The 16,540-nt window shown below is 73.2% G+C and carries 16 protein-coding genes; 2 read left to right on the top strand and 14 right to left on the bottom strand.

Annotated features, from left to right (window positions below):
- Positions 1-164: 164 nt before the first annotated feature.
- Positions 165-788, bottom strand: a complete 624-nt coding sequence (locus ACIBPB_RS22940; RefSeq protein ID WP_396841522.1) for a DsbA family protein — start codon at positions 786-788, stop codon at positions 165-167.
- Positions 789-1,013: 225 nt separating this feature from the next.
- On the opposite strand from ACIBPB_RS22940, the gene pepN reads away from it, so the two are divergent.
- Together pepN and ACIBPB_RS22930 are read left to right on the top strand one after the other, a co-directional pair.
- A complete protein-coding gene (pepN, locus tag ACIBPB_RS22935) occupies positions 1,014-3,560 on the top strand; it encodes an aminopeptidase N (protein WP_396841521.1) in 2,547 nt (848 codons plus the stop codon).
- Positions 3,561-3,643: 83 nt separating this feature from the next.
- On the top strand, positions 3,644-4,207 hold the full coding sequence (locus tag ACIBPB_RS22930) for a Uma2 family endonuclease (protein WP_396841520.1): 564 nt from the start codon (positions 3,644-3,646) through the stop codon (positions 4,205-4,207).
- 66 nt (positions 4,208-4,273) lie between these two features.
- On the opposite strand, the gene ACIBPB_RS22925 is transcribed toward ACIBPB_RS22930, so the two are convergent.
- The 13 genes from ACIBPB_RS22925 to kynU all read right to left on the bottom strand — a co-directional run bounded on the left by ACIBPB_RS22925 (position 4,274) and on the right by kynU (position 16,538).
- Positions 4,274-4,687, bottom strand: a complete 414-nt coding sequence (locus ACIBPB_RS22925; RefSeq protein ID WP_357318659.1) for a DUF5130 family protein — start codon at positions 4,685-4,687, stop codon at positions 4,274-4,276.
- On the bottom strand, positions 4,674-4,961 hold the full coding sequence (locus tag ACIBPB_RS22920) for a hypothetical protein (protein WP_396841560.1): 288 nt from the start codon (positions 4,959-4,961) through the stop codon (positions 4,674-4,676). The genes ACIBPB_RS22925 and ACIBPB_RS22920 overlap by 14 nt, the downstream gene beginning before the upstream one ends.
- 74 nt (positions 4,962-5,035) lie before the next feature.
- The gene (locus tag ACIBPB_RS22915) at positions 5,036-6,499 is read right to left on the bottom strand and encodes an amidase (RefSeq protein ID WP_396841519.1); all 1,464 of its coding nucleotides are present in this window, start codon (positions 6,497-6,499) and stop codon (positions 5,036-5,038) included.
- A 98-nt stretch (positions 6,500-6,597) separates the two neighbouring features.
- The gene (locus ACIBPB_RS22910) at positions 6,598-7,614 is read right to left on the bottom strand and encodes an amidohydrolase family protein (RefSeq protein ID WP_396841518.1); all 1,017 of its coding nucleotides are present in this window, start codon (positions 7,612-7,614) and stop codon (positions 6,598-6,600) included.
- Entirely contained in the window at positions 7,614-8,138 is a 525-nt protein-coding gene (locus ACIBPB_RS22905; RefSeq protein ID WP_396841517.1) for a 3-hydroxyanthranilate 3,4-dioxygenase, read from the bottom strand. The genes ACIBPB_RS22910 and ACIBPB_RS22905 overlap by 1 nt, the downstream gene beginning before the upstream one ends.
- A complete protein-coding gene (locus tag ACIBPB_RS22900) occupies positions 8,135-8,557 on the bottom strand; it encodes a RidA family protein (RefSeq protein WP_396841516.1) in 423 nt (140 codons plus the stop codon). The genes ACIBPB_RS22905 and ACIBPB_RS22900 overlap by 4 nt, the downstream gene beginning before the upstream one ends.
- Positions 8,554-9,327 carry a 2-keto-4-pentenoate hydratase gene (locus ACIBPB_RS22895; RefSeq protein WP_396841515.1) on the bottom strand — a complete coding sequence of 258 codons (774 nt, stop codon included), beginning with the start codon at positions 9,325-9,327 and terminating at the stop codon, positions 8,554-8,556. The genes ACIBPB_RS22900 and ACIBPB_RS22895 overlap by 4 nt, the downstream gene beginning before the upstream one ends.
- Positions 9,324-10,439 (bottom strand): 4-hydroxy-2-oxovalerate aldolase, encoded by a 1,116-nt coding sequence (gene dmpG, locus ACIBPB_RS22890; RefSeq protein WP_396841514.1) that lies wholly within the window; start codon positions 10,437-10,439, stop codon positions 9,324-9,326. Before dmpG ends, ACIBPB_RS22895 begins: the two co-directional genes overlap by 4 nt.
- Positions 10,436-11,422: an acetaldehyde dehydrogenase (acetylating) gene (locus ACIBPB_RS22885; protein ID WP_396841513.1), complete on the bottom strand. Its 987-nt coding sequence runs from the start codon at positions 11,420-11,422 to the stop codon at positions 10,436-10,438. Before ACIBPB_RS22885 ends, dmpG begins: the two co-directional genes overlap by 4 nt.
- 76 nt (positions 11,423-11,498) lie before the next feature.
- The gene (locus ACIBPB_RS22880; protein ID WP_396841512.1) at positions 11,499-12,293 is read right to left on the bottom strand and encodes a 2-keto-4-pentenoate hydratase; all 795 of its coding nucleotides are present in this window, start codon (positions 12,291-12,293) and stop codon (positions 11,499-11,501) included.
- Between the two features lie 119 nt (positions 12,294-12,412).
- On the bottom strand, positions 12,413-13,894 hold the full coding sequence (locus tag ACIBPB_RS22875) for a 2-hydroxymuconic semialdehyde dehydrogenase (RefSeq protein ID WP_396841559.1): 1,482 nt from the start codon (positions 13,892-13,894) through the stop codon (positions 12,413-12,415).
- A gap of 20 nt (positions 13,895-13,914) precedes the next feature.
- Positions 13,915-15,246 carry an FAD-dependent oxidoreductase gene (locus ACIBPB_RS22870; protein WP_396841511.1) on the bottom strand — a complete coding sequence of 444 codons (1,332 nt, stop codon included), beginning with the start codon at positions 15,244-15,246 and terminating at the stop codon, positions 13,915-13,917.
- A complete protein-coding gene (kynU, locus tag ACIBPB_RS22865) occupies positions 15,243-16,538 on the bottom strand; it encodes a kynureninase (protein WP_396841510.1) in 1,296 nt (431 codons plus the stop codon). The genes ACIBPB_RS22870 and kynU overlap by 4 nt, the downstream gene beginning before the upstream one ends.
- Between the last annotated feature and the right edge of the window lie 2 nt (positions 16,539-16,540).

Genomic DNA, 16,540 nt, shown 5'->3' with positions numbered 1-16,540 from the left:
GGAAAACGCCTCCAGGAGCTGCCGGGAGTGCGGCCGGGTGGGCCGCCGGCTGGGACACCCGGTGAAACGAACCCCGCGCCGCCCGGGTGACGGCGGGCGGCGCGGGGTTCGGCGGAGGCACTGCGACACGGGCGGTGTGCGGAAGCGGGCCCGTGCGCCGCCGCTCAGTCGAAGATCGGGCCCTGCTCGCGGGTGCGCTTCAGCTCGTAGAAGCCCGGCGTGCCGGCGACCAGCAGGACGCCGTCCCACAGCTTGCCGGCCGCCTCGCCCTTCGGCGCCGGGGTGATCACCGGGCCGAAGAAGGCGACCTGGCGGCCGTCCGGGCCCGGGGCGTGGATCACCGGGGTGCCGACGTCGGTGCCGACCGGCCGCATGCCCGCCTCGTGGCTGGCCCGCAGCGCCTCGTCGTACTCGGTGGAGTCGGCGGCGTCGGCCAGCGCCGGGTCCAGCCCGACGTCGGTGAGCGCGCCGACCAGCAGCTCCCGGCCGAGCTCCTCCTTGCCGAGGTGGATCCGGGTGCCCAGGGCGGTGTAGAGGCGGGCCAGCACCTCGCCGCCGTGCGCCTGCTCGACGGCGATGCAGACCCGTACCGGGCCCCAGCCCTTCTGCATCAGGTCCTGGTACTGCTCGGGCAGGTCCCGCCCCTCGTTCAGCACGGACAGGCTCATCACGTGGAAACGGATCTCCACGTCCCGGACCTGCTCGACCTCCAGCAGCCAGCGGGAGGTGATCCACGCCCACGGGCAGAGCGGGTCGAACCACATGTCCACAGCGACACGTTCGGTCACGGTGATATCCCTTCACGACTTCGCGCGCCGGACCCCGGCGCGCCGCTACCCCGATCCTCACCCCGCGCGGCATCGACCGGCACCGGAATGAGAGCGTGACCTCGGCCACCGCCGCACGTCCGTGCATGGAAGACTCGGTTTCGGGCCGGTCGTCACGAGCTGGCCGGTGAGACGCTGCCGCGGGGCGCGGCGAGACGAGTGGGATGGAGACGAACAGTGCCGGGAGTGCGCAACCTGAGCCAGGTCGAGGCCACCGAGCGGGCCCGCCTGCTCGACGTGACCGGGTACGACATCAGCCTTGACCTGTCGACCGCCGTACAGGCCGGGGGCCGGACGTTCCGCTCGGTGACCGAGGTCCGGTTCCGCTGCGCCGAGCCGGGAGCGAGCACGTTCATCGAGACGGCCGCCGACTCGGTCCACGCCGCGACGCTCAACGGTACGCCGGTGGACCTCTCCGGCTGGTCCGCGGAGAACGGGCTCACCCTGACCGACCTGGCCGAGGAGAACGTCCTCGTGGTCGACGCCGACTTCGCCTACTCGAACAGCGGCCAGGGCCTGCACCGCACCGTCGACCCGGTCGACGGTGAGACCTACCTCTACAGCCAGTTCGAGACGGCCGACGCGCAGCGCGTCTTCGCCTGTTTCGACCAGCCCGACCTGAAGAGCGTCTACACCTGGCACGCCACCGTCCCCGAGCACTGGCGGGTGGTGTCCAACATGCCGGTGGCGCGCGAGGAGCCGGCCGGCGAGGCGCTGAAGACCGTCCACTTCGCCGAGTCGGCCCGGATGAGCACCTACATCACGGCGCTCTGCGCCGGGCCGTACCACGAGGTGCGGGACAGCCACGACGGCATCGACCTGGGTGTGTTCTGCCGGGCCTCGATGGCGCGCTACCTGGACGCCGACGACCTGTTCCTGATCACCAAGCAGGGCTTCGACTTCTTCCACGAGCAGTTCCAGGTGCGCTACCCGCTGCCCAAGTACGACCAGCTCTGGGTGCCGGACTTCAACGCCGGCGCGATGGAGAACTTCGGCTGCGTCACGCACGCCGAGTCGCACTACATCTTCCGCTCCCAGGTCACCGACTTCGAGTACGAGCAGCGGGCCAACACGATCCTGCACGAGCTGGCGCACATGTGGTTCGGTGACCTGGTCACCATGCGCTGGTGGAACGACCTGTGGCTGAACGAGTCGTTCGCCGAGTGGGCCAGCCACTGGTGCAACACCCACGCCACCCGCTTCGCCGAGGCGTGGACGACCTTCCTGTCGATCCGCAAGAACTGGGGTTACCGGCAGGACCAGCTCTCCTCCACCCACCCGGTCTACTGCGAGATGCCGGACCTGGAGGCGGTCGAGGTCAACTTCGACGGCATCACGTACGCCAAGGGCGCCAGCGTGCTCAAGCAGCTCGTCGCGTACGTGGGCGAGGAGCCGTTCCTGGCCGGCCTGCGGGCGTACTTCGGCAAGCACGCGTGGGGCAACGCCACCTTCGACGACCTGCTGTCGGAGTTGGAGACGGCCTCCGGCCGGGAGCTGCGCAAGTTCGCCGCCCAGTGGCTGGAGACCGCGCAGGTCAACACGCTGCGCCCCGAGGTGACGATCGGCGCCGACGGCGGGTACGAGCGGGTGCTGGTCCGCCAGGAGGCGCCGGCCGGGTACCCGACGCTGCGGACCCACCGGATCGGGGTGGGCCTCTACGACCTGACCGACGGGCGGCTGGTCCGGCGGGAGCGGGTCGAGGTGGACGTGACCGGCGAGGTCACCGAGCTCACCGCGCTGCACGGCAAGCCGGCCGCCGACGTCCTGCTGCTCAACGACGACGACCTCACGTACACCAAGCTGCGGCTGGACGAGCGGTCGATGGCCACCGTGGTGCAGCACATCTCGGGCTTCGACTCGTCGCTGGCCCGGGCGCTGTGCTGGACCGCCGCCTGGGACATGACCCGCGACGCGGAGCTGTCCGGCCGCGACTACGTGGCGCTGGTGCTCGCCGGGCTGCCGGCGGAGACCGACATCAACCTGGTCACCGCGACCCTCCGGCAGGCGACCACCACGCTCACCTTCTACGTCGATCCGGCCTGGGCGCCGACCGGCTGGGCCGACCTGGCCCGGACCGCGCGGACCGCGCTCGCCGCGGCCGAGCCGGGCAGCGGCTTCCAGCTCGCCTGGGCCCGGGCGTACGCCTCCGCGGCCCGCTCCGCCGAGGACCTGGCCACGCTGCGCGGCTGGCTCAACGGCGGGGAGGTGCCGGCCGGGCTGACCGTGGACACCGAGCTGCGCTGGACGGTGCTGCAGTCGCTGGTGGCCAACGGCGCGGCGGGCACCGCCGAGGTGGAGGCCGAGCTGGCCGGCGACCGCACCGCCAGCGGCGAGCGGGAGGCGGCGTACGCGCACGCGCTGGTGCCGACCGCGGAGAACAAGGCGGCGGTGTGGGCGCAGCTCACCGGCCCGGAGGCGCTGCCGAACTGGCGCAACCGGGCGCTGCTGCAGGGCTTCACCCACCCCGCGCAGGTCGAGCTGACCGCGCCCTACCGGGACCGGTACTTCGCCACCGTGGCGCAGGTGTGGGCGCAGCGGGACAGCGAGCCGGCGCAGGAGTTCGTCCAGCTCGCCTACCCGGCGTACCTGGTCGACGAGGACACCGTGACGGCCACCGACGGCTGGCTGGTTCAGGAGGGTCACCCGGCGCCGCTGCGCCGGCTGGTGGCCGAGGGGCGCGACGGCGTCGTCCGGGCGCTCAAGGCCCGCGAGCGGGACGCCCGCAGCGCCTGAGGAAGCGGCACCCGGCCGGGGCCGGCGTGGGCGGGAACCCACGCCGGCCCCGGCCGTTATCGTGTGGAGAGGAGGTGGACGTGATGGCACAGCCGACCCACGAGTGGCGCCCACCGGAGAGACGCTGGCGTGAGCAGGACCTTCTCGACCTGCCCGAGAACGGAAGCCGTTACGAGCTCATCGACGGAAGCCTGCACGTGACGCCACCTGCCGGGCCGGACCACCACGAGTTGGCCGACGACATCCGGATGTCGCTGCGCCAGGCGGCCCCGGCAGGCTGGCGAGTGATTCGCGAAATCGGCGTGCGCATCCCCGACGGCAATCTGATCCCGGACATCACCGTGCTCAAGCCGGACGCGCCCCGGGGCCAGTTGTGGACGGATCCGGCCGACGTCGCGCTGGTCGTCGAGGTGGAGTCGCCCAACAGCCGTCGCCATGACCGGTTCACCAAGCCGGCGCTCTACGCCGAGGCCGGCATCCCGCACTACTGGCGGGTGGAGCGGGGTGACTTCGGCCCGGTGGTATACCGCTACCAGCTGGCGAAGGGCGTGCACTACGACCCGCTCGGCACGATCGGGCCGGACGACCCGGTGCAGGTCGACGAGCCCTGGCCGATGCGCCTCGACCCGAGCGCCTGGCCTCGCTGAGTCGAGCACGAAGAAGCCCGGCCCGCGTTGCTCGCGGACCGGGCTTCGTCGTGGGTGCGGGTCGGCTCAGCCCTTGCCGGCGTGGCTGGCGAGCTGGTCGAGGCCCTGGATGACGCCGCCGGCCAGGTCGCCGCCGCCGAAGGAGGCCACCATGGAGAGCGCGGCGAGCTTGGCGTAGGTGTCCGGGATGCGCTTGCGGGCGTACCGGCCGGTGACGATCTCCAGCTGGCGCTGGTTGGGCGACACCGCGATCAGCACCGAGCGGTCCGGCTCGGCGAGCTGCCGGTGCAGCCGCTCGGCGTGCTCCCGGATCGGCTCGTCGAGGCCGCCCACGTAGACCGAGAAGACCAGCCCGGTGCCCTTGTCGGCCAGGCGCAGCGCCTCGTCGATGCGGAGCAGCTGGCGGGTCGAGAAGGGCCCGTCCAGCACCTCGGGCGGGTTACCGACCCCCGCCGCCGCCTGCTTCTCACCAACGGTCACTTGCGCCTCCGGTTCCACCGGCCGGCGCCTCCCGGCCGGCCAGTTCCTGCTTGCGGCTGGTCAGCGCCGGCGCCTGCGCGCCGGCGGCCAGTGCGGTGCCGGCCGAGTCGGCCAGCTGCTCCGGACGGCCCAGGAACCAGACCGGAGTGAAGTCGAAGCGCCGGCCCGGCCGGTAGCGCTTCGCGCCGCCACCGCCGCCACGGCCGCTGCCGGCGAACACCAGGCCGGCGATCACCAGCACCACGGCCGCCGGGATGCCGACGAAGACCACCAACGTCTCGGTAACAGACAATCCCAACGCCCCCAGGCGGAAAGAGAGACCAGGAATGCTCCGGGTCGGGTGGACGGTCATTCCGACGCGTACCCGATCCCGCTTGTGATGTTCACGTTAGCGGAGCCGGCCGCCCGCCAGATTGCGGGGTGCTGATCCCATCCGCCACAGGCGTGCTCCAGTTGCGCGGCAGCACCGATCAATGTCGCGTCGGCACCGTACCGGCCGGTGAGCAGCACCCCGACGGGCAGCCCGTCGGCGGTGCGACCGACCGGCAGCGAAACGGACGGGTCGCCGGTGACGTTGAAGATGGCGCAGTACGGCGAGAACCGGCGCTGCTGGTCGAAATCGTCCGCCGGGTCGAGGCCGGCGAACGCGCCCACGGGCGCCTGCGGGGCGGCCAGCGTGGGGCAGAGCAGCAGGTCGCAGCCGGCGGTGCGGCGGACGCCGAGGCGTACCTGGGCCTGGAGTTCGCCGAGCGCGGCCATCAGCGCGCCGGCGCCGACGGCCGCGCCCCGCTCGCGCAGGAACCGGGTCAGCGGCAGCAGGTCGCTCTCCCGCCCGCCGGGCACCGGGGCGAGCGCCAGCACGTACCAGACGGTCTCGAAGAGCGGCCAGGCCGCGGGGCCGAGCGGCGCGGGAACCTCGACCACCTCGTGGCCGGCCGCGGTGAGCAGCTCGGCGGCCCGGTCGACGGCGGCCAGGCAGTCGGGGTGCACCGGCACGTCGGCGAGCATCGGCGCGGTGAAGCGGCCGATCCGCAGCCGGCCCGGGGCGGCGTCCCGGGCGGCGGCCAGGTAGCCGCCGGCGGGCGGGACCGGCGGCAGGTACGGCTCGCCGGGCACCGGCCGCGCGAGCACGTCGAGCAGCGCCGCGACGTCGGTGACGGTCCGCCCCAGCGGGCCGTTGGTGGGCAGCCCGAATGCGCCGAAGCCGAGCGGGCCGCCGGAGACCAGCCCCCGGCTCGGCTTGTAACCGACCAGGCCGCACAGGGACGCCGGGATGCGCAGCGAGCCGCCGCCGTCGGAGCCCTGCGCCACCGGTACGAGGCCGGCGGCGACCGCCGCGGCCGCGCCGCCGCTGGACCCGCCCGCCGTGTACGCGAGGTGCCACGGGTTGCGGGCCGGCGGCGCCACCAGGCCCTCCGAGTAGAGCGAGCAGCCCAGCTCGGAGGTGGTGGTCTTGCCGAGGCTGACCAGTCCGGCGTCGGCCATGAGCCGCACCACGTCGGCGTCGACGGGCGGGACGAAGTCGGCGAACGCGGCCGAGCCGAAGGTGGTGCGTACGCCGGCGGTCAGCGTCAGGTCCTTGATCGCGGTCGGTACGCCGTGCAGCGGCCCGCGCTCGTCCACCGGCGCGGCGTCGGCGGCCCGCGCGGCCGCCCGGGCCCGCTCGGGGGTGACGGTGACGAACGCGCCGACGGTGTCGGCTAGCGCGTCGACCCGGCGCAGCTGGTGCTCGACCAGCTCCACGCTGGACAGCTCACCCCGGCGGATCGCGGCGGCCTGCTCCAGCGCGGTCAGGTCGTGCGGCTCGGCCATACCGCCATCCTGCCCGTTGATCGCGGCTTAATCGACTCACCGTGCGGCAAGTCGGCCGGTCCCTGTGCAGGGACACCCCGACTCGCCGCGGCTCGGTGTCAGCCGTGCAGGAAGCGCAGCGCGTTGCCGCCGAGCAGCTTGTCCCGCTGGTCGGCGGTGAGGAAGTCGGCCTTGTGGACCACCTGCCCCACCGGCCGCTCCCCCAGCGGATACGGGTAGTCGCTGCCGACCAGCACCCGGTCCTCGCCCAGCGTGTCGACCAGCAACCGCAGCGCGGCCGGCTCGAACACCACCGAGTCGACACTGAACCGGTCGACGTAGCTGCTGGGCGGGGCGGTGGAGGCGCCCCGGACCAGGTCGCCACGGCGGTGCCAGGCGTTGTCGGCCCGGCCCAGCCAGAACGGGAAGCTGCCGCCGCCGTGCGCGAAGCAGATCCGCAGCGTCTCCGGCACCCGGTCGAAGACCCCACCGAGGATGAGCGCCAGCACGGACAGGTGCGTCTCGGCGGGCATCCCGGCCAGCCAGCGGGCCATCCAGCGGTCCAGCCGGGGGCCGCCCGGCATGTCCCACGGGTGCACGAAGACCGGGGCGCCCACCTGGGCGCAGTGGGTGAGGAACTGCACGATGCCGGGGTCGTCGAGGTCCCGGTCGCCGACGTGGTTGCCGATCTCCACCCCGGCGTGCCCGGCCGCCAGGCAGCGGTCCAGTTCGGCGCAGGCGGCGTCCGGATCCTGCAACGGCACCTGGCAGAACGGCACCAGCCGGCCACCCCCGGCGGCGGTGACCTCCAGCGTCAGGTCGTTGAAGATCCGGGCCACCTTGACCGCCTGGTCGGCCGGGCGGTCGTAGCTGAAGAAGACCGGGGTGGGCGAGACCACCTGCACGTCCACCCCGTCGGCGGCCATGTCGGCGAGCCGGGTGCCGGCATCCCAGCACTCCGCGCCGACCGGCCGGAACTCCGTCCCGCCCACCATGATCATGGCGGCGCGTTCGGAGTCCACCCGCAGCCAGGGCCAGCCGGACCCGCCGCAGGCCGCGGCGAGGTCCGGCCATCCCTTCGGTACGACGTGCGTGTGCACGTCCACCAGCGGGGACCGCGCGGCAGATCCGGTCATCAGCCCTTGCCCGGGTGCAGCGCGCCGCAGTTGGTGCAGGTGCGGGCCTTCTCGTCGGCGTAGAACGCCTGGAACACCGGGGGCAGGTCGGCGGCGATGTCGCGCACCTGGAGCTCTACCTCGTGCACAAGGTGGCTGCACTCGGGGCAGTACCACCGGAACTTCTCCAGGGTGCCCTCCTCGCGGACCCGCTCGATGACCATGCCGATCGAGCCGGCCTCCGGCCGCTGCGGCGAGTGCGGGGTGTTGCGCGGCAGCATCCACATCTGGCCCTCGCGGACGTGCACCGTACGCGGGCCCTCCGGCAGCATCAGGTTGATGTGCATGTTGCCCTTGACCTGGTAGAAGAACTCCTCGTACGGGTCGACGTGGAAGTCGGTGCGCTGGTTCGGGCCGCCCACCACCATGACGATGAAGTCGTCGCTGCCGGGCAGCATCTCCTTGTTGCCCACCGGCGGCTTGAGCAGGTGCTGGTTCTCCCCGATCCAGCCGGAGAAGCTGAACGGCTCGGCGATCTCACTCATGACGGACCTCCCGACGGTAGTAGGGCCACGGCCTGCATCTCGATCAGCAGGTGCGGGTGCGGGAGCTGGTGCACGGCCACCGTGGTCCGGGTCGGACCGGTGGCGTCGAAGAACTCCGCCCACACCTCGTTGTAGCCACCGAAGTCGTTCATGTTGACCAGGTAGCTGGTGACCTGCACCAGGTCGGACAGGTCCGCCCCGACCGACGCCAGCAGGTCGCCGATGTTCTCGATCACGGCCCGGGTCTGGGCGCGGATGTCCAGGTCGGTGGTGCCGAACTCGTCCACCGTCACGCCCGCGAAGGTGTTGTCCGGCCGCCGCGACGACGTGCCGGACACGAAGACGAACCCGCCGGCCACCTTCACGTGCGGAAACGCCCCCCGCGGCACGGCCTTCCCGGCCACCACCCGAGCGGTCACGACGCAGCTCGCAGCGACGCCGTGCCCAGCTTCTCGACGACGGCGCGGACGTGCGCGCCCGGGCGCAGCGGCACGGCGGCGGTGGCCGCGCCGGCCAGGAACACCCAGCCCTCGCGCAGCCGCACGCCGTGCCGGCCGGCCAGCCGCAGGCCCTCGTCCAGGGCGCGGCGCGGGTCACCGAGGATCGCCGCCGTCGAGCCGACCTGGGCCACCCGCCCGTCGATCTCCAGCAGCACGCCCAGGTTGTCCAGCCCGTCCGGCACCGGCGACCAGGGGCCGACCACGAACGCCGCGGCCGAGGTGTTGTCGGCGATCACGTCCGGCAGGGAGAAGGTGAAGTTCGCGTACCGGGAGTCGATCAGCTCGATCGCCGGGGCCACCGCGCGGACCGCCTCGGTGAACGCGCCGACCGGTTCGCCGGGCTCGGGAAGGCGGTCCAGCAGGAACGCCACCTCGGGCTCGACCCGGGGGTGGATGAACTCGGCCACGTCGACCGTGCCACCGTCGGGCACCCGCATCACGTCGGTGAGCCGGCCCCAGATCACCTCGTCCACGCCCACCTGGGCCATCTTGGCCTTGCTGGTCAGCCCCATCTTCAGCCCGATCAGCCGCTCACCCCGGTCCAGCCGGCGTTGCAGCAGCGCGGTCTGCACCGCGTACGCGGCGTCGACGTCGAGGCCGGTCTCGGCGGCGAGCTGCGGGATGGCGCTGGCGGTGTCGGCCGCCGCGCCCAGCTTCTCGGCGATGCCCGCGATGTCCGGCCCGATCATGCTGCGCCACCTTTCGTTCGCGGCTCCGGGGCCCGCGGGCCCGGCTCACTCCCGGCGTTCCCCGCCTCCGTGCCGGCGAGGTCGAGCGCCACGTCCACGATCATGTCCTCCTGGCCGCCGACCATCCGGCGCCGGCCCAGCTCGACCAGGATCGACCGGACGTCCACGCCGTACTTCGCGGAGGCGCGCTCGGCGTGCCGCAGGAAGCTGGAGTACACGCCCGCGTACCCCAGGGAGAGCGTCTCCCGGTCCACCTGCACCGGCCGGTCCTGCAGCGGCCGGACGACGTCGTCGGCCGCGTCCATCAACGCGAACACGTCGCAGCCGTGCTTCCAGCCGTGCAGTTCGGCGACGGCCACGAAGACCTCCAGCGGGGCGTTGCCGGCGCCCGCGCCCATGCCGGCCAGCGAGGCGTCCACCCGGACGGTCCGCCCGGACGGGGAGCCGAGCGGCCCGGCGCCGAGGATCCGGCCGTGCTCGACCGCCACCACGCTGTTCGCCACGCCCAGCGACAGGTTGTGGTGGGCGTGGATGCCGATCTGCGTCTGCGGCTCCAGCACCTGCCGGTACGCGTCGACCCGCTCGGCCACGTCGGACATCAGCAGCCGGCCGCCGGAGTCGGTCACGTACACGCAGTGCGCCCCGTACGACTCCATGAGCTTGGCCTGGGCGGCCAGCCCGGCCGGGTCGTTCATGTGCGACATCATCAGGAACCCGGCGACGTCCATGTCGTTCTCCCGGGCCCAGGAGATGTGCTGGGCGGAGATGTCCGCCTCGGTGCAGTGGGTGGCGATCCGCACGCTGGTCACCCCGAGCGCCTTCGCCGCCTTGAGGTCGGCGATGGTGCCGATGCCGGGCAGCAGCAGGGTGGTGAGCCGCGCGCTGGTCAGCACCTCGGCGGCCGCGGCGATCCAGTCCGCGTCGCCGGCCGCGCCGTGGCCGTAGTTGACGCTGGAACCGGCCAGCCCGTCACCGTGCGCGACCTCGATCGCGGCCACCCCGGCCGCGTCCAGCGCGGCGGCGATGGTCCGCACCTGGTCCACGGTGTACCGGTGGGCGATTGCGTGCATGCCGTCGCGCAGCGTCACGTCCTGGATGTAGAGGTCGGTCATGCGATCCCCCCGTTGTGCGCGACCGCGGGGCTCCGCTCCGCCGCGCTCCTCGCGCTCACCCCGGCCGCCGTCCGGAGCGCGACCAGCCGCTCGGCGGTGCGCAGCGCGGCCGAGGTCATGATGTCCAGGTTCCCGGCGTACGCGGGCAGGTAGTGCCCGGCGCCGGAGACCTCCAGGAAGACCGAGACCTGGAGCCCGGTGAAGTGCCGGCCGAGCACCGGCGCGTAGGTGTCCACCCGGTCGAACTGCACGTCCTGCTTGAGCCGGTAGCCGGGGACGTACTCCTGCACGGTGGCCACCATGTCGGCCACCGAGGCGGCGATCGCGGCCCGGTCGGCGTCGGCGTCCGGGCAGAGGCAGTAGACGGTGTCCCGCATCAGCAGCGGCGGGTCGGCCGGGTTCAGCACGATGATGGCCTTGCCGCGCCCGGCGCCGCCGACCACCTCGATGGCCCGGGCGGTGGTCTCGGTGAACTCGTCGATGTTGGACCGGGTGCCGGGGCCGGCCGACTTCGAGGCGATCGAGGCGACGATCTCCCCGTACGCGACCGGGGTGACCCGGCCGACCGCGTGCACGATCGGCACGGTGGCCTGCCCGCCGCAGGTGACCATGTTGACGTTCGGCTCGTGCAGGTGCTCGTCGAGGTTGACCGGCGGGACCACGTACGGGCCGACCGCGGCCGGGGTCAGGTCGACCACGGTCCGGCCGTGCGCGCGCAGCACCTCGTCATGGCGGCGGTGCGCGCCGGCCGAGGTGGCGTCGAAGACCAGCTCGACGTCGGCGAACTCGGGCATCGCCACCAGGCCGTCCACGCCGTCGGCGGTGGTCGCCACGCCGAGCCGGCGGGCCCGGGCCAGACCGTCGGAGGCCGGGTCGATGCCGGCCATCGCGACCATCCGCAGGTCGGTGCTGAGCCGCAACACCTTGATCATCAGGTCGGTGCCGATGTTGCCCGACCCGAGCACCGCCACCCCGACACTCATGCCGGCACTCCGCTTCGCTTCGTGCCGCCATGAGGCACCAGGCGGCTGCGTTGATGATTCGCTGGCTGACGCTCGCTCATCGCGTCTCCTTGGAGAAACAGGTCCGCACCGAGCCGAGCCCGGAGATCCGCGCCTCGTACCCGGCGCCCGGCGTCACCGGCACCATCGGGCCGAGCGCCCCGGACAGCACCACGTCCCCGGCCTTGAGCGGGTCGCCGGCGCGGGCCATGGTGCCGGCCAGCCACTCCAGCGCGTGCAGCGGGTTGCCGAGGCAGGCCGCCCCGGCGCCCACCGAGACCGGCTCCCCGGCGCGCTCCAGCACCATGCCGGCCAGCCGCAGGTCCACGTCGGCGAGCCGGCGCGGCGCGGTGCCGAGCACGAAGAGACCGCTGGAGGCGTTGTCCGCCACGGTGTCCACGATGGAGATGTCCCAGCCGGCGATCCGCGAGTCGACGATCTCGATGGCCGGCAGCACGTGGTCGACGGCGCGGAGCAGGTCGACCGTGGTGACCCGCTCGTCCGGCAGGTCCCGGCCGAGCACGAAGGCAATCTCCGCCTCCACCCGCGGTTGCAGCAGCCGCCCGATCGGCACCTCGACCCCGTCCGGTACGGCCATGTCGTCGAAGAGCACTCCGAAGTCGGGCTGGAAGACGCCGAAGCTCTCCTGCACCGCCCGGGAGGTGAGCCCGATCTTCGCCCCCACCCGACGGTAGCCCTTGCCGAGCCGCTGCCGGGTGTAGACCTGCTGCACCTGGTAGGCGGCCTCGATGTCGCCCTCCGGCAGCAACCGGCCGCGCAGCGGCGGGCAGGGCTTCTCGTCCTGCCGGGCCATGGCCAGTTCCCGGTTGGCGGCCTCGATGTCGACGGTCATGCCGGCTCCTCGCGTTCGCTCACGGCGCTGCGTGCGGTCCGCCGCTCCGGCCCGCTCCGCGCGCTCACGATGCCGGCCATTCTGCCCGCCGCGCGCACCACCGCCGGTCCCCCGCCCGCTCACGACAGGTCCACGCAGACGTTGGTGAGTTCGGAGTAGAAGTCGAGCGAGTGCACGCCGCCCTCCCGGCCGATGCCGGACGCCTTCACCCCGCCGAACGGGGTGCGCAGGTCGCGCAGGAACCAGGTGTTCACCCAGACGATCCCGGCGTCCAGCCGGGCCCCGGCCCGGTGCGCGCGTCCCACGTCCCGGGTCCAGACCGTCGCCGCCAGGCCGTAGTCGGTGCCGTTGGCCAGGGCGTACGCCTCGTCCTCGTCGTCGAACGGCGCGACGTGCACCACCGGTCCGAAGATCTCCTCCCGGTTGGTGCGGGCGTCCGGCCCCAACCCGGTGAGCACCGTCGGCTGCACGTACGCGCCGCCGTCGCGGGCGTCGCCGAAGCGCGGCGTCCCGCCCCCGGCGCGCACCTCGGCGCCCTCGGTACGGGCCAGGTCGTAGTGGCCGAGCACCTTGTCCCGGTGGCTGTGCGAGATCAGCGGCATGTTCACCGTCGCCTCGTCCGCCGGCCAGCCGTACGCCAGCTCGTCGGCGCGCTTGGCCAGCCGGGCGGTGAACTCCTCGAAGACCGGCCGCTGCACGTAGATCCGTTCGGTGCAGAGGCAGACCTGGCCGCCGTTGGTGAAGCTGGACCGGACCGAGCCGGCCACCGCGGCGTCCAGGTCGGCGTCGGCGAAGACCAGCCCGGCGTTCTTGCCGCCCAGCTCGAAGCTGACCGCCTTCACCCCGTCGGCGGCGGCGCGCATGATGGCGCTGCCGGTGGCCGACTCGCCGGTGAAGGTGATCGCGTCCACGCCCGGGTGCCGGGTCAGGTGCTCGCCGGCCGAGCCGGGGCCGAAGCCGTGCACCAGGTTGAACACGCCCGCCGGCACGCCGGCCGCGGCCATCACCTCGGCCAGCAGGGTGGCCGAGGCGGGGGTCTCCTCGCTGGGCTTCACGATCACGGCGTTGCCGCAGGCCAGCGCGGGGGCCACCTTCCAGGTGAGCAGGAGCAGCGGCAGGTTCCACGGCACGATGATCGCGACCACGCCGACCGGCTTGCGGACGGCGTAGTTCAGCGCCCGGCCACCGGTCGGAGTGACCGTGGTGAACGACTCGGTCGGCGCCGTCGCCACGATCTCGGCGAACGCCCGGAAGTTGGCGGCGCCCCGCGGGATGTCCAGCGTGCGGGCCTGGGAGATGGCCTTGCCGGTGTCCGCCACCTCGGCGGCGACCAGGTCGTCGAAGCGGCGTTCCAGCTCGTCGGCGACCCGGCGCAGCACCTCGGCGCGCTCCCGCTCACCCATCCGCCCCCACGGCCCGCGCAGCGCCGCCCGGGCCGCGGCGACCGCGTCGTCCACCACGGACGACGACGCCTCGACCACCTCGAAGACGGGTTCGCCGGTGACCGGGCTGCGCTTGGTGAACCGGGTGCCGGTGTCGGTGAACGCGCCGCCGACGAAGTTGCGCAGCAGGCCGGGGCCGTCCGGCGCCTGCCCGGCCATCAGCCGGGGATCCCAGAGCGTCATCGCCGCCTCCCGCGCCCGACCGCCAGCACGGCGCCGGCCAGCGCGGCCAGCGCGCCCGCCGCCACCGCCCCCACCACCTGGTACTGCCGGCGCACCCGGCGGCGCACCTGCGCGTACGGGGTGGTGGAGAAGGAGACCAGCTCGTACTGCGACACGTACCGGCCGGGCAAGGCCCGCTCCAGCGCGTGCTCGATCTTCTTGCGGGTCTGGAACACCGGGGAGGCGACCTTGTCCCGCATCTCCACGAAGTTGGCCAGCGCCATCCGGGCGATCGCCTCGGCGTTGGCCTGCCGGCGGTGCTGGAACAGCGGCAGCGCCGACGCCCACTGATCCCCGCACTCGTCCAGGCAGCGGTCCAGCTCGACGACGTCCTCGAAGGCGCAGTTCGCGCCCTGGCCGTAGAACGGCACGATGGCGTGCGCCGCGTCGCCGAGCAGGCCCACCTTCCCGGCCACCTGCCAGGGCGTGCAGCGGACCGTGCCGAGCACGCCGACCGGGTTGTGCTGGTAGTCGTCGACCAGGTTCGGGGCGAGCGGCACCAGGTCCGGGTAGTGGGTGGCGAAGTACCGCTCGACGGCCGCCGGGCTGCCCAGCGAGGCGAAGCTCTCGGTGCCGTGGGTGGGCCAGAACAGCGTGCAGGTGAACGAGCGGTCCGGGTTGGGCAACGCGATCATCATCGAGGTGCCGCGCGGCCAGATGTGCAGCGCGCCCGGGTCCAGGGCGAACTCGCCGCCGATCGGCGGGATGGTGAGTTCCTTGTAGCCGTAGTCGAGGAAGTCCAGGCTCTCGGTCAGCACCCCGTACCCGAGCAGCTGCCCGCGCACCGCGGAGCCGGCGCCGTCGGCGCCGAGGACGACCGACGCGGTCTCGGTGACCTTGCCCTGCGGGGTCTCGAAGGTCATCTCGCCGCTGGCCGGGTCGAGGCCGACCAGCCGGTGGTCGAAGGCGATCCGCACGCCGGGCCGGGCGGCGGCGGCGGTGAGCAGCGCGTTGTTCAGCGCGCCCCGGCTGATCGAGTTGATCGCCCGATCGCCGGAGACGCTGTACGACTGGAACTGCGCCTCCCCCTCGACCGGGTGGATCATCCGACCGCGCATCGGCAGCGCGTCGGCCATCACCTGCTCGTCCAGGCCGATCCGGCGCAACGCGTCCAGCCCCCGGTCGGAGAGCGCCAGGTTGATCGAGCGGCCCCGCTCCACCGTCCCGGTGCGCGGGTCGGGTCGCCGCTCGTAGAGGGCGACCGGGTAGCCGCGCCGGGCCAGGAAGCAGGCCAGCAGGCAGCCGGCCAGCCCGGCGCCGACGACGGCGATCTCGTCGCGTTCGGTCATCGGTTCTTCTCCACCGTCGCGGCCAGCGCGTCGGCGACCCGCCAGCAGTCGTGGTACGTCGAGTAGAGCGGCACCGGGGCGAACCGCACGATGTCCGGCTCCCGGGCGTCGGCGATCACGCCGTGCTCGTGCCGCAGCCGCCGGGTCAGCTCGTTGGCGCCGCCCACCGCGCCCCCGGCACCCGTCCCGATCCGGACCGAGAGCTGGCAGCCCCGCCGCTCGGGATCGCGCGGGGTGACCACGGTCAGCGGCCGGTCGGCGGTCACCTCGTCGAGCAGCCGTTCCAGGTAGCCGGTGAGCCGGAGGCTGCGCTCCCGCAGCGCCGGCATGCCGACCGAGTCGAACAGCTCCAGGGAGGTACGCACCGGCCCCATCGCGAAGATCGGCGGGTTGGAGATCTGCCACGCCTCGGCGGTGGCCGGCGGCCGGGACACCGGGGTCATCTGGAACCGGGTGGCCGCCTCGGTGCTCCACCAGCCCTCGAAGCGGGGCAGCGTCGGGTCACCCAGGTGCCGCTCGTGCACGAAGACGCCGGCCAGCGCGCCCGGCCCGGAGTTCAGGTACTTGTAGGAGCACCAGGCGGCGAAGTCGACGTCCCAGTCGTGCAGGGCCAGCGGGACGTTGCCGACCGCGTGCGCCAGGTCCCAGCCGACCACCGCGCCGGCGGCGCGGCCGGCCGCGGTGATCGCCGGCAGGTCCATCAGCTCGCCGGTCAGGTAGTTGACGCCGCCGAGCAGCACCAGCGCGACGGTGTGCCCCTCGGTGGCGAGGAAGTCGAGCACGTCCTGCGTCCGCAGGGTGTCCTCGCCGGGGCGCGGCTTCAGCCGGACCACGGTGGTGTCCGGGTCGAGGCCGTGGAAGCGGGCCTGGCTGCGCACCGCGTAGCTGTCCGAGGGGAAGGCGCTGTCCTCGATGACGATCCGGGTGCGCTCCCCCGCCAGCCGGTAGAAGCTCACCATCAGCAGGTGCAGGTTGACCGTGAGGGAGTTCATCACCACGGTCTCCGCGGGGAGCGCGCCGACCAGTCGCGCGGCCGGCGCGGTCAGCAGCTCGTGGTACGGCAGCCAGGGCCGCTCCGCCTCCAGGTGCCCCTCGACGCCCAGCCGGCGCCAGGCGTCCAGGTCGGCGAGGAGTTCGTCGCGGGTGGCCCGGGGTTGCAGGCCGAGCGAGTTGCCGGCCAGGTACGCCGCCTCCGGGTAGCGGCCGCCGTCGGCGGGCGGCACCAGGAACAGGTGCCGGTGACCGGGGTCGTCGGCGTCGAGCTTGCGGGCTTCGACTTCTTCGGTGTGCATGT

It is taken from the genome of Micromonospora sp. NPDC049836, from assembly GCF_044465125.1.
Lineage (GTDB): Bacteria > Actinomycetota > Actinomycetes > Mycobacteriales > Micromonosporaceae > Micromonospora.
This window is presented reverse-complemented; position numbering and strand designations above follow the sequence as displayed.